General features: G+C 69.9%; 10 protein-coding genes. 3 read left to right on the forward strand and 7 right to left on the reverse strand.

The window, feature by feature from the left end:
- Window positions 1-51: 51 nt before the first annotated feature.
- Together leuS and ACGFIS_RS19050 are read right to left on the reverse strand one after the other, a co-directional pair.
- Window positions 52-2,550: a leucine--tRNA ligase gene (leuS, locus tag ACGFIS_RS19045; RefSeq protein WP_392899613.1), complete on the reverse strand. Its 2,499-nt coding sequence runs from the start codon at window positions 2,548-2,550 to the stop codon at window positions 52-54.
- 150 nt (window positions 2,551-2,700) lie between these two features.
- Entirely contained in the window at window positions 2,701-3,324 is a 624-nt protein-coding gene (locus ACGFIS_RS19050) for a hypothetical protein (protein WP_392899496.1), read from the reverse strand.
- A gap of 223 nt (window positions 3,325-3,547) precedes the next feature.
- Between ACGFIS_RS19050 and ACGFIS_RS19055 the strand changes: the two genes are divergently transcribed.
- Window positions 3,548-5,092: a long-chain fatty acid--CoA ligase gene (locus ACGFIS_RS19055; RefSeq protein ID WP_392899499.1), complete on the forward strand. Its 1,545-nt coding sequence runs from the start codon at window positions 3,548-3,550 to the stop codon at window positions 5,090-5,092.
- A 63-nt stretch (window positions 5,093-5,155) separates the two neighbouring features.
- Here the strand turns inward: ACGFIS_RS19055 and ACGFIS_RS19060 are convergent, their stop codons facing one another.
- Window positions 5,156-6,403: a cytochrome P450 gene (locus tag ACGFIS_RS19060; protein WP_392971911.1), complete on the reverse strand. Its 1,248-nt coding sequence runs from the start codon at window positions 6,401-6,403 to the stop codon at window positions 5,156-5,158.
- 205 nt (window positions 6,404-6,608) lie between these two features.
- Here ACGFIS_RS19060 and ACGFIS_RS19065 point away from each other — a divergent pair, with 205 nt between their 5' ends.
- Window positions 6,609-7,499, forward strand: coding sequence for an alpha/beta fold hydrolase (locus ACGFIS_RS19065; protein ID WP_392971913.1), 891 nt, complete (start codon window positions 6,609-6,611; stop codon window positions 7,497-7,499).
- Between the two features lie 58 nt (window positions 7,500-7,557).
- On the opposite strand, the gene ACGFIS_RS19070 is transcribed toward ACGFIS_RS19065, so the two are convergent.
- Entirely contained in the window at window positions 7,558-8,592 is a 1,035-nt protein-coding gene (locus ACGFIS_RS19070; RefSeq protein ID WP_392899506.1) for an ATP-dependent DNA ligase, read from the reverse strand.
- Window positions 8,593-8,700: 108 nt separating this feature from the next.
- On the opposite strand from ACGFIS_RS19070, the gene ACGFIS_RS19075 reads away from it, so the two are divergent.
- The gene (locus tag ACGFIS_RS19075) at window positions 8,701-8,910 is read left to right on the forward strand and encodes a hypothetical protein (RefSeq protein WP_392899508.1); all 210 of its coding nucleotides are present in this window, start codon (window positions 8,701-8,703) and stop codon (window positions 8,908-8,910) included.
- 134 nt (window positions 8,911-9,044) lie between these two features.
- Here ACGFIS_RS19075 and ACGFIS_RS19080 read toward each other — a convergent pair whose 3' ends face one another.
- From ACGFIS_RS19080 to ACGFIS_RS19090, 3 genes are all read right to left on the reverse strand, one after another.
- Window positions 9,045-10,310: a class I SAM-dependent methyltransferase gene (locus tag ACGFIS_RS19080; RefSeq protein ID WP_392899509.1), complete on the reverse strand. Its 1,266-nt coding sequence runs from the start codon at window positions 10,308-10,310 to the stop codon at window positions 9,045-9,047.
- A gap of 85 nt (window positions 10,311-10,395) precedes the next feature.
- On the reverse strand, window positions 10,396-11,763 hold the full coding sequence (locus ACGFIS_RS19085) for an FAD-binding oxidoreductase (protein WP_392899511.1): 1,368 nt from the start codon (window positions 11,761-11,763) through the stop codon (window positions 10,396-10,398).
- A 250-nt stretch (window positions 11,764-12,013) separates the two neighbouring features.
- Window positions 12,014-12,541 carry a DUF1707 and DUF4870 domain-containing protein gene (locus ACGFIS_RS19090; RefSeq protein WP_392899513.1) on the reverse strand — a complete coding sequence of 176 codons (528 nt, stop codon included), beginning with the start codon at window positions 12,539-12,541 and terminating at the stop codon, window positions 12,014-12,016.
- Window positions 12,542-12,547 lie beyond the last annotated feature (6 nt).

Here is a 12,547-nt window from a genome sequence, read left to right on the forward strand (position 1 = left end):
CGAGACGGCCGCCGGAAGGACCCGGCGGCCGTCTTCGCGTGCCGTGCCCGGTCAGCGCTTCGGGACGATGTTGACGATCTTGGGGGCGCGGACGATGATCTTGGCGATCTCGGCGCCGCCCAGGGCGTCCCGAACCCTGGTGGAGTCCAGGGCCAGCCGCTCCAGTTCCTCGTCGGCGATGCCGGGGGCGACCTCCAGCCGGTCGCGGACCTTGCCGGCGACCTGGACGACGCAGGTGACCGTCTCCTCCACCAGCAGCGCGGGGTCGGCGGACGGCCAGCCCGCGCGGATGACCGGGGCGGTGCGTCCCAGCAGCTCCCATGCCTCGTCGGCGGTGTAGGGGGCGAACAGCGACAGCAGCGTCGCGATGGTCTCGGCGGCCTCGCGGACGGCGGGGTCGGACGCGCCGGGGCCCGAGTCGATGGCCTTGCGGGTCGCGGTGACCAGTTCCATGATCCGGGCGATCGCGACGTTGAACCGCTGCGTCTCGACCAGGGTGGTGGCCTCGTCGATGGTGCGGGCGGTGACGCGGCGCAGGGCCGTGTCGCCGGACGCGACGTCGGCGCCGGGCGGGGAGGCGACCTCGGTGGCGATGCGGTGGACGCGGGACAGGAACTTGGACATGCCGTGCGGTGACACGTCCGCCCAGTCGATGTCGTCCTCGGGCGGGCCGGAGAACAGGATGGCCAGCCGGACGACGTCCACGCCGAACTCGCCGATCTGCTCACCCAGGTCGACGCCGTTGCCCAGCGTCTTGGACATCGCCTTGCCCTGGTTGATCACCTGGCCCTGGTTCAGCAGCCGGCGGAACGGCTCGGTGAAGTCGATCATGCCCATGTCGTACAGGACCTTGGTGAAGAACCGGCTGTACAGCAGGTGCAGGATGGCGTGCTCGACACCGCCGGTGTACTGGTCGACGGGCATCCACTTGCGGACCTGCTCGACGTCGAACGGGCCGTTCTCGTAGCCGGGCGAGCAGTAGCGGAAGTAGTACCAGGACGAGTCGACGAACGTGTCCATGGTGTCGGTGTCGCGTTTGGCGGGGCCGGCGCACTTGGGGCATTCGACGTTGACCCAGTCGGACGCGGCGGCCAGCGGTGAGGTGCCCTTGGGCGCCAGGTCGGCGCCGCGCAGGCCTTCGGGCAGCGTCACGGGCAGCTGCTCGTCCGGGACGGGGACCTCGCCGCACGACTCGCAGTGCACGATCGGGATGGGGCAGCCCCAGAACCGCTGCCGGGACACCAGCCAGTCGCGCAGCCGGAAGTTCACCGAGGCGCGGCCGGTGCCGCGCTCGGCCAGGATCTCGGTGATGCGGGTGATGGCGTCGGCCTTGGTCAGCCCGTCGATCGGCGCGGAGTTGACGATCGCGCCGTCGCCGGGGGTGGCGACGCCGGTCTCGGACGGGTCGGGCAGGCCGGTCTCGACGACGACGCGGACGGGCAGGCCGAACTTCAGCGCGAAGTCCAGGTCGCGCTGGTCGTGCGCCGGGACGGCCATGATCGCGCCGTGCCCGTATTCGGCCAGGACGTAGTCGGACGCCCAGACGGGCAGCCGCTCGCCGTTGACGGGGTTGACCGCGTAGCGGCCCAGGAACACGCCGGTCTTCTCGCGTTCGGTGGACAGCCGCTCGATCTCGCTCTCGCGGGAGACCTCCTCGCGGTACGCCTCGAACGCGGCGCGGTGGTCGGGTGCGCAGATCTCCTCGGCCAGGGCGGCGTCGGCGGCGACGACCATGAACGTGGCGCCGAACAGGGTGTCGGGGCGGGTGGTGTAGACGGTGACGGGCTCGTCGCGTCCCTCGATGACGAAGTCGACGTCGGCGCCGGTGGAGCGGCCGATCCAGTTGCGCTGCATCAGCAGGACGCGCTCGGGCCACTTGCCCTCCAGCTGCTCCATGTCGTCCAGCAGCCGGTCCGCGTATTCGGTGATCTTGAAGTACCACTGGGTCAGCACGCGCTTTTCGACCAGGGTGCCGCAGCGTTCGCAGTGCCCGCCGACGACCTGCTCGTTGGCCAGGACGGTCTGGTCCTTGGGGCACCAGTTGACGTGGCCGCCCTTGCGGTAGGCCAGGCCCCGCTCGTAGAAGCGCAGGAACAGCCACTGCGTCCACTTGTAGTACTCGGCGTCGGAGGTGTGCAGGCGCCGCGACCAGTCGAAGGACGCGGCGTAGCGCCGGAACGAGGACGCCTGGGTCTCGATGTTGGCGTAGGTCCACTCGGCGGGGTGGGAGTCGCGTTTGATGGCGGCGTTCTCGGCGGGCAGGCCGAAGGAGTCCCAGCCGATGGGGTGCAGGACGTTGAAGCCGCGCTGGAACCAGTAGCGCGCGGGGACGTCGCCGATGCCGAACGCCTCCGCGTGGCCCATGTGCAGGTCACCGCTGGGATAGGGGAACATGTCCAGCGCGTAGCGCCGCTCGTCGACGGTGTTGTCCTCCTCGGCCGTGAACGGTTCGAGCTGCGCCCAGCGGGCCTGCCACTTGTCCTGAATCGCCCGCGGATCGTAATGCTCGTCGCTGCTCACGCCTACAACTCCGGTTTCTTGCTCGCTGATTGCGGGGCCCCAGGCCACCTGCCGACATGAAATGGCCCCTCGCACAGGAGGGGCCACCACGCTGACGTCAGTTCGTCAACGTGGTCGTTCAAGGAGCAGCCTGGCTGACATACATCAAGAGTAGCGCAACCGCAAGCCCGTCCGCCGGGACTAATGGCCGGATTGCTGACGGGCCATGGAGACGACGCCGGTCACCTGGACACGGGTGAGTTCCAGGTCGGCGCCGACGGCGGCGAGGGTCTCCTCCTCGGAGACGCTGAGCCGCCCGTCGGTGAGGGCGATCTCGGCGGCGGCGCGCAGGATGCTCTCGCGCGCCTCGGGGGCGAGCGCCGAGGCGGCGCGGGACATCTCGGCGCGGACCTCGTCGAACGGGCGGCCGAGGTCGGCGTTCAGTGCGGCGTCGTCGTATCCGGCCACGCCGGCCTGCTGGACGACGGCCACGGCGCGGGAGCGGGCGGACGGGTCGGTGTAGTCGCCGGAACGCAGGACCTGGGCGATGGCCATGCGCAGGAGCATCGCGGGCATCTGGGCGAGCTGGGCGGTGGTCGGCACGTTGAGGACGCCCGGGTTCCAGCGGCCCTTGCACGTGTCGCACTGGATGAATTCACCGCCGGTCTTGGTGAGGGGAATGACCGGGACGAAGAACAGGGTGAAGAAGTTGCGCCCCTGCCGGCGGCGGTAGTCGCGGTCGCCGCCGCAGTCGGGACAGTGGAAGATTCCCCTGGTCAGGGTGAAGAACACCACGCGCCAGCCGAAGATGATCAAGACGTGCACCCTTTCTCGGTGGAGCGGCACATCGTAACGGTGACATGGGCGGGCATGTGCCGGGTCCGCCGGCCGGGCGGTGGCAGGCGTCTATTCACGGCACGGAAACAGCACGTCAAAGAGGCGCGATGGATGGCGCGCGCCGAACCCCATGCAGGAGGATGTGCGAAACGGCTCATACACTCGTCGGTAACTAACCGACCGGTCACCTTTCGCGCGAGGAGTCCCACCGATGCTCAACCTGTCCGTGCTGCTGGAGGACGCCGCCAGGGAGACCCCCGACCGCGACGCGGTCGTGTTCGGCGACCTCCGGCTCTCCTACTCGTTCATCGACTCGGTCGCCAACCAGGTCGCGAACCTGCTGCGGTCGCGCGGCGTCGGACCGGGCGACAAGGTGGCGCTGTCCACCCCGAACCTCCCGTACTTCCCGATGGTCTACTTCGGGGCGCTCAAGGCGGGCGCGGTGGTCGTCCCGCTGAACGTGCTGCTCAAGCCGCGGGAGATCGCCTACCACCTCGACGACTCCGACGCCAAGGCGCTGTTCTGCTTCGAGGGGACGCCGGAGCTGCCGCTCGGCGAGATGGGGTACGCCGGGTTCGAGCAGGCCGGGGGATGCGAGCACTTCTTCCTGCTGCCCGCGAACCCGGCGGCGGCCGAGTCGCCGATCGAGGGCGCCGAGCTGTTCTGGGCGGCGCTGGCGGGGCAGCCGAACACGTTCGACCCGGTGCAGACGGAGCCGAACGACACCGCGGTCATCATCTACACCAGCGGGACGACGGGCCAGCCGAAGGGCGCCGAGCTCACGCACAGCAACCTGCTGGCGAACGCGATGGTGGACGACACGCTCTTCTACCGCACCCTGCACGACACGTCGCTGGTGACGCTGCCGCTGTTCCACATCTTCGGGCAGACGTGCGTGATGAACGTCGGCATCTACCGGCGGGCGACGCTCGTCCTGCAGCCGAGGTTCGACGCCAAGCAGGCCATCGAGCTGATGGTCAAGGAGAAGGTGAACATCTTCGCGGGCGTCCCGACTATGTACTGGGGGCTGCTGACCGACGACACGTCCGACGAGGACATCGCGACGATCCGGGAGAACCTGCGGGTCGCGGTGTCGGGCGGCTCGGCGCTGCAGATGGAGGTCCTCAAGGGGATCAAGCAGAAGTTCGACGTGGACGTCCTGGAGGGCTACGGCCTGTCGGAGACGTCGCCGGTGGCCTCGTTCAACCGCCCGGACCGCCCGGCCAAGGCCGGTTCGATCGGCCTGCCCGTCTGGGGCGTCGAGATGAAGCTGATCGACGAGGACTGGAAGGACGTCGAGGGCGAGGGGCCCGGGGAGATCGCGATCCGCGGGCACAACATCATGAAGGGCTACTACAAGCGGCCCGACGCGACCGCGGACTCGATGAAGGACGGCTGGTTCCGCACCGGTGACGTGGCCCGCCGCGACGAGGAGGGCTACTACTACATCATCGACCGCTCCAAGGACATGATCATCCGCGGTGGCTACAACGTGTACCCGCGGGAGATCGAGGAGGTTCTGATGACCCACCCGGAGGTGTCGCTGGCCGCGGTCGTGGGCGTCGAGCACCCCTCGCACGGCGAGGAGGTCAAGGCGTACGTGATCCGGACGCCCGGCGCCTCCGTCACCGAGGACGAACTCGTCGCGTGGGGCAAGGAGCAGTTCGCGAACTACAAGTACCCGCGGATCGTCGAGTTCCGCGACGAGCTGCCGATGACCGCCACCGGCAAGATCCTCAAGCGCGAGCTGCGCTGAGACCCGCTCAGGGGCCCGGGGTCTCGGCGCAGGCCGAAGCCCCGGCCCCGCGGGTCCGGTGGATCAGATCGTGTAGGGCAGGCGCTTGATCCCGTTGATGAAGTTGGACTCCAGGCGCTCCGGCTCGCCGGACGCGCGGATCTCCGGGGTCCGGCGGAGCAGTTCGCGGAACATCACGGTGATCTCGCGCCTGGCCAGGTGGGCGCCCAGGCAGAAGTGCGGCCCGGGCCCGCCGAACCCGACGTGCGGGTTGGGGTCGCGCAGGATGTCGAACTTCTCCGGGTCGGTGAACACCGATTCGTCGCGGTTGGCCGACCAGTAGTACATGACGAGCTTGTCGCCCTCTTTGATCTGGTGGTCGTTCAGCGTGGTGTCGCACGTCGCGGTGCGGCGCATCCAGATGACCGGCGACACGTACCGGACGATCTCCTCGATGGCCCCGGGCATGCGGGCGTCGAAGTCCTCGGTGAGCAGTGCCCGCTGGTCGGGGTGGCGGGTGAACAGGTCCAGCCCGTGCGCGATGGCGTTGCGGGTGGTCTCGTTGCCGGCGACGACCAGCAGGATGAAGAACGAGCCGAGTTCCTGGTCGGTCAGCGACTCGTCGTCGATGTTGGCGTTCACCAGCGCCGACGTGAGGTCGTCGGTCGGGTTCTCGCGGCGCTGCCGGCCGAGGTCCTCGACGAGGCTCTTGAGCGTCTCGCCGGCGCCGAGCAGCGCCATCGCCATCTGCTCGGCGTCGTCGGTCGGGACGAACTCGGGGTCGTTGCCCGCCAGGATGACGTTCGTGGCGTCGAGGACGGTCTGGTAGTGGTCCTCGGCGATGCCCATCATGTCGCAGATGATCTTCAGGGGCAGCCGGGCGGCGACGTCGGAGACGAAGTCGCCCGAGCCGCCGCCCGCCGCCACGTTCTCGAGGATCTGCGCGGCGACGCTCTCGACCTTGTCCTCGAACCGCTGGATCATGCGCGGGGAGAAGGCCCGGGACACGATCCGCCTGATCTTGGCGTGCCGCGGGTCGTCCATGTTGATCATGGAGCCGAAGAACTCGTGCATGTCGCCGGGCAGGTCCGGGATGCTGATGGCGCCCCTGCCCGAGCAGAAGTCCTGCGGCCGCCGGGACGCCTCGATGATGTCGGCGTGCCTGGTCAGCGCGTAGTAGCCGGGCCCCTGCGGCATGATGACGATGTCGGGTTCCTCGTAGTGAACCAGCTCGGGATGCCGGCGCAGGGCCTTGAACGCCTCGTGCCGGTACTCGTGCGGCTGACGCCAGAACTCCCAGTCGGTCAGGTTGATGTCCTCGACCTTGAGCACGCTGCCCACCACCTCATCGCTTTCCGAATCCGGTTCGGTTTACATGCAGCCTCTCAAAGTAAAGCCGCACGTGCACACTGATCGGCCGAGTGACGCCACTCACACTAGCCGTCGTGCTGGGCGGGCGACACGCCGTCCCCGGCCCCCCGGCCGCTCCCCCGGCAGCACCCCGGGGTAGCGTGCGCCGCGAACCGAGGAGGCGGACATGGGCGGCATCACGACCGGATCGGTCACCGCGAACGGGCTGGACTTCGGATACCTGACGGCGGGCCCCGGCGACGGGCCACTGGCGCTTCTCCTGCACGGCTTCCCCGACTCGGCGCACACGTGGCGGCATCTGATGCCGGAACTCGCCGCCGCCGGCTACCGCGCCGTGGCGCCGTTCATGCGCGGCTACGCCCCCACGCCGGTCCCCGAGGACGGCGCCTACCAGAGCGGCGCCCTGGCGGCCGACGCCATCGCTCTGCACGAGGCCCTCGGAGGCGGCTCCGACGCCGTCGTCATCGGCCACGACTGGGGCGCCTTCGCCGCCTACGGCGCCGCGAACGCCGCCCCCGGCCGCTGGCGCAGGGTCGTCGCCATGTCCGTCCCGCCGGTCTCGGTGATGGCGACCGGGTTCTTCGACTACGAGCAGCTCAGGCGCTCGTTCTACATCTTCGTGTTCCAGACGCCGCTGGCCGAGGCCGCGCTGAACCGTGCGTTCGTCGAGGGGCTCTGGCGCGACTGGTCCCCCGACGACGGCCGCGACCGGTCCGCGGACGTCGACCACGTCATGGAGTGCCTGGCCACGCCCGCCAACGTCGCGGCGGCGATCGGGTACTACCGCGCCATGCTCGACCCGACCCGGCTCCTCAAGCGCTACGCGGCCGAGCAGGAGGCGGCGACCGCGGTCGGCGAACTGCCCGTCCTGTACCTGCACGGCGTCGAGGACGGCTGCCTGGGCACGGACGTGGTGGCACCCGGCGGCGACCTCGGCGCCGTCCAGGCGGCCCTGCCGCCGGGGTCGCGGACCGCTCTCGTCCCCGGCGCCGGGCACTTTCTCCAGCTCGACCGGCCGGAGGATGTGAACGGCCACATCCTCGACTGGCTGGCCTAGACCGGGAGCCGGGGCGGGGGCGGGCGGTCTCCGGCCGGGGAGGCGCGGCGTTCGTGCGTCACGCACCGAACCCCGGGACGTCGACCGGGGCCAGGTCCGACCGTGTCCGGAGAAAGCGGACGGCGTGCCGCCAGCGGCCGCGTTCGACGGCCGCGTCCGCGCTGATCTCCACGACGACCTCCGGCTCCGTCCGGACATAGCGGATCGGCGGATGCGCCCCGTACAGGCCGCCGGCGAACCCGGCGGGCAGCTCGGCCGGCCACGGATGGTCGGCGCCGGCGTGGCGCAGCACCTCCGCGAGCGACACGCGCGCGGAGGGCGGGAGCGGGGTGGTCCGCGCGACGACGCGGAGGCGGCCGCCGTCGTCGTAGCGGCCGAGGATCAGCGACTCGGGGGCCTGCCTGGTGCCCGTCACGCCGCCCACGATCGCCTGGGTGGTGATGCGGCGCTTCACCTTCCACCAGCGGCGGCGTCCCTCCAGGTAGGCGCCGTCGGCGTCCTTGACGACCAGGCCCTCGATGCCCTGCACGGCGAGGGCGTCGAACCACAGCCGCGCCTCCTCGGCGTCGGACGTCTGCGGGGTGGCGACGACCCGCGCGGACGGCGGGGCGCCGCCGAGCAGGGCCTCCAGGACGGTGCGGCGTTCCCGCAGCGGACGGGGACGCAGGTCCACGCCGTCCGATTCCAGGACGTCGAACACGACGTAGTGGCAGGGTTCCGCCCGCGCGAACTCGGCGCGGCGGCGTCCGGCGACGTGGCGGCGTTGCAGCGCGCCGAAGTCGAGGCGCCCGTCGTCCCCCCAGCGGACCAGCTCGCCGTCGACGACCGTGCCGGGCGCGAGCTGCTCCCCGACCGCCGCCACGATCTCGGGGAACCCGTCGTTGAGGCGGGTCCTGCGGCGCGAGGACAGGTGGACGGCGCCGCCGTCGTCCACGAGCGCGACCGCGCGGAACCCGTCGAACTTCGGCTCGTACCGGCAGCCGCCCGGGCATGCCTGCGCCGGGGGGATGTGGTCGATGGTCGCGGCCAGCATCGGCTTCACCGGGGACCGGATGTGCATCGCCTCGCGCCCCCCGAACTCGACGGTCCTCACCACCCGTACCCCGTCCGGCCTGCCCTGATATGGGGGTGGCCGAATGTTGACCCGCGGTTGAGGTGCCCGGGGTCAGGCCGAGAAGCGCCGGATCAGGATCGCGAGGCGGTGGTCGCGCTGCTCGCGGCGCAGGCGGCCGTTGCGCAGAAGGGTGAGGAGGCCGTGCGCGCGGCGGCCGCCGACTACGGGGTCCCCGCCAAGCAGGACGGAGACGCCGCCTACTTGGAGATCAAGGGGGTGCGCGACCTCACCTTCGGCATCCACGTCGCCACCGCCGTGGTCATTCTCGGCAGCGCGGCGCTGCTCTTCGCGGTATGACGGGAACCCGCCGGAGATGATCGGCCCCGGCCGGAACGGGGCCGCCGGGACAGGAGCCGTCGGAGGGCCTTGAACGCGGACGAGCCGACCGGACACCCGGTCGGCTCGTCACATCGCCGGAATCGGTTCCGCCGTCACGATGCCCAGTCGGGGCGCAGCGGCATACCGCTCGTGCCGTCGTCGTGCAGCTTGACGCCGAGCGTCTGGTGCAGCTCGATCCAGTTCTGGTCGAAGCCGAGCACGCAGCCCGCCATGTAGACGCGCCACACGCGCGCGATCCCGTCGCCGACCTCGGCGACGGCCTCGTCCCAGTGCTCGTCGAGGTTCTCGCACCAGGCGGTGAGCGTCCGGGCGTAGTGCTCGCGCAGGTTCTCCTGGTGGCGGATCTCGAAACCCGCGTCGTTCATCTGCATCTGGACGTAGCCGGGGCCCTCCAGCTCACCGTCCGGGAACACGTAGCGGTTGATGAACCCGTTCTCCCTGCGGGTCGGAGCGATGTTGTCCGGACGGGTGATGGTGTGGTTCAGCATCCGGCCGCCCTTCTTCAGCTTCCCGTGCAGGAACGAGAAGTAGGACGGCAGGTTCGCCTTGCCGATGTGCTCGGTGAGCCCGATGGAGCTGATCGCGTCGAAGCCCTCCTCGGCCACGTCCCGGTAGTCCATGTGCCGGACCTCGGCCAGATCCGACAGGCCCCGGTCGGCGATGGCCTTCTGCGCCCACTCGGCCTGCTGCTTCGACAGCGTCACACCGAGCGCCTTGACGCCGTACTCCTGCGCGGCGTGCATCACCATGCCGCCCCAGCCGCAGCCCACGTCCAGCAGCCGCATCCCCGGCTTCAGCGCGATCTTCTTCGCCACCAGGTCGTGCTTGAAGAACTGCGCCTCCTCCAGCGTCGCGTCCTCTCGGGGGTAGCACGCGCACGTGTAGGCCATGGAGGGGCCGAGGACCCACTCGTAGAAGGTGTTCGAGACGTCGTAGTGATGGGAGATCGCCTTCGCGTCCCGCCGCTTGGAGTGCCGCAGCCACGACGGAATGCGGCTGAACGGCGCCTCCTGCGGCGGCGGGTCCAGCCGGCGCGAGATCGCGGCGCGCAGCAGCGGGTCGCCGAGCACACCGCCGACGATCCGCGCCTTGTCCCGCGCCGTCACGTCGCCGAGCACCTGCTGCATCGTCGTCAGCGCCGTGATCATGTCGCCGCTGACGTCGATCATGCCGGTGACATAGGCGCGGGCCAGGCCCAGCGCCCCCGGCGAGTGCAGCAGGTACGACACCGCGTACGGCGAACGGACGTCGAACCGGATGTCGGCCCCGGGCACCCCCGCCCGCGATCCGTCGTACGCCGTGAACTCCACTGGCGCCTCAGCCCCGGCGAGCCGCTCGAAGACCCTGGCCAGCGTCATCTTGTTCCCTCCTGTCTCTCCGCCCGGCCGGCCGGCGATGGTCGGCCGCCCGTCCGGGCACTCCCCCGAAACGGCGGACGCCTGGTCAGCGCCCGCGTACACACTTGTCGTAGAGGTCCAGCAGCCGCCCGCCGGAGTCGTAGCTCCCCTTGAGGCGCCGGTAGGTCTCCCCGTCGTAGTACCGCCAGAACTCGTCCCTGTTATAGAAGGAAGTCGAATAGAGAGACTTGTGCCCGTCAAGGGCTGCGACCCTGCGTTCGATGAGCCGGTTGTGATATTCGGGGATCTGCCCAGGTGGGAGCCGCACCGTCCCCCAGAAACCCACGTTCACGTACGTGCGGCCCACTTCCAGCGGGTACAGCGGCCACCGCTCCTTGGCACGCAGCGGGCACAGCCAGACCGGGCTCATGCCCACCTTGTCGTGGAAGAATTCCAGGAACTCCGGCAGCCGCTCGACCGGCACCTCGATGTCCTGGATGACGTCCTCGCGCGGCCTCAGGCCACGCCACCGCTCCGCCCGCGCGACGAAGTGGTACCGACGGTCGTACGCGACGAGCTTGCGGTACACGTCCGACCGCTTGTACTTGTCGGGCCACAGCCGCCGGACGGCCGGGTTCTGCACGCCGAACGCGCCCGAGCACCAGAACCAGTCGGTGTCCCAGCGCCAGATGTAGTCGCGGACCGTCAGGAAGTCGACCGACCGCTCCTGGATCGACCGGTAGTAGATCTGCTGACCGGTGTAGTCGGACGTGTACGGCGCCGAGTCCGCGAAGAAGCCCAGCGTGATGTACTGCTCGTCCGCGCCGAACACCGTCCCGTCCAGGAAGTCGACGGCCTCGCCCTCGAACGTCCCGGACTCGGTGATCTCGCTCATCGCGCTGGACATCTCCACCGCGTCCCGGAACCGCAGATGCCGCAGCCGGACGTAAGGGCCGACCGGCCTGAGCTCGATCTTCAGCCGCAGCGTGTAGCCGAGCGTCCCGTAGGAGTTCGGGAACCCGTAGAACAGGTCCGCGTGCTCGTTGTCCCTCGTCGCGGTGACGATCCTGCCGTCACCCGCCAGGACCTCCATCTCCAGCACGCCCTCGTGCGGAAGCCCGTCCCGGAACGACGTCGACTCGATGCCGAGCCCCGTCACCGCGCCGCCCAGTGTGATCGTCTTCAGCTGCGGGACGACCGTCGGCATCAGCCCGTGCGGGAGCGTCGCGTCGACCAGGTCCTCGTACGTCGTCATGCCCTGGACCTGTGCGGTCCGCTCGTCCGCGTCGACGCTCAGCACCTTGTCGAACCCGGACACGTCCAGCCCGGGCGCGTCCGACGGGTCGCGCCACCGGAACAGGTTCGAGGTCCGCTTCGCCAGCCGCACCGGCGTGCCCGCAGGGATCGCCTCGTAGGACCTCCTGAGCGCCTCGACCGCCCGCTGGTGATCGCCCTTGACCGCAAGCTCCGTCATCCAACCCTCCCCGGACACAGTTAATCGATCATCCTATGCACGGTCCACACAATTCGGACGTTGTGGGAGTCACAGGTAGAGAGGGGAATAACCCCACGGGCGCATACATCGGCGTCGTTTCAACTCCTGGAGCGACGGAACCGCAACGGGGCGGCCACGTCGACATCTCCCCCGAGCCCCACGGCGACAAACCAACTCCGGGTCCCGGAAACCCCGCGCCCCGTCCACCGGACGGCGGCGGGGCGGGCGGTCACTTCACCAGGCGGAGGATCCACGGATAGCGGAAGGTGTGGCCCGTCAGCGCGTAGACGGCCGCGATGGCCGACAGGATCCACGCCACGGCGTAGACGATGCCGCCGACGCCGAACGTGACGATGGTGAGGAGCAGGAGCGTCACCTGGAAGTTCACGGCCTCCGCCGCCTGCCGCCGGACGTACTCGGACCGCTTGCCGCTCAGCAGCATCAGCACGAGCGGCCCGACGAACAGCGTCGGGACGGCGACGGCATGCGCCGCCGCCGCGAGCATGCGGTCCTCCCCGGTCGGCGGCTCACCGTCCCACGCGGCGGGGTTGTGCGCCTGCTTCGGCGCCGGGGCGAGATCGCGGGTGAGCGCACCCAGGTCGTTGCGCGTCTTGGCCGTCATCGCCAGGTGCATGCGCAGGTCGAATTCGTCGTGGTCGATCCGGCCCTCGGCGTACGCGTCCTGAAGGCGCTCGATGACCGGTTCGCGTTCGGCGTCCGAGACCCTCAGATCCCCCACCGCGTAGCTGCTGTCCATATCTCT

Origin of the sequence: Spirillospora sp. NPDC048824 (genome assembly GCF_043198455.1) — a bacterium.
In the GTDB taxonomy this organism is placed as follows: domain Bacteria; phylum Actinomycetota; class Actinomycetes; order Streptosporangiales; family Streptosporangiaceae; genus Spirillospora.

Bases quoted from the DNA above. Each gene is read 5' to 3' on its own strand.
- ACGFIS_RS19065 (WP_392971913.1), top strand. From the start codon at position 6,609: ATGGGCGGCATCACGACCGGATCGGTCACCGCGAACGGGCTGGACTTC.
- ACGFIS_RS19080 (WP_392899509.1), bottom strand. From the start codon at position 10,310: ATGACGCTGGCCAGGGTCTTCGAGCGGCTCGCCGGGGCTGAGGCGCCA.
- ACGFIS_RS19055 (WP_392899499.1), top strand. From the start codon at position 3,548: ATGCTCAACCTGTCCGTGCTGCTGGAGGACGCCGCCAGGGAGACCCCC.
- ACGFIS_RS19090 (WP_392899513.1), bottom strand. From the start codon at position 12,541: ATGGACAGCAGCTACGCGGTGGGGGATCTGAGGGTCTCGGACGCCGAA.
- ACGFIS_RS19085 (WP_392899511.1), bottom strand. From the start codon at position 11,763: ATGACGGAGCTTGCGGTCAAGGGCGATCACCAGCGGGCGGTCGAGGCG.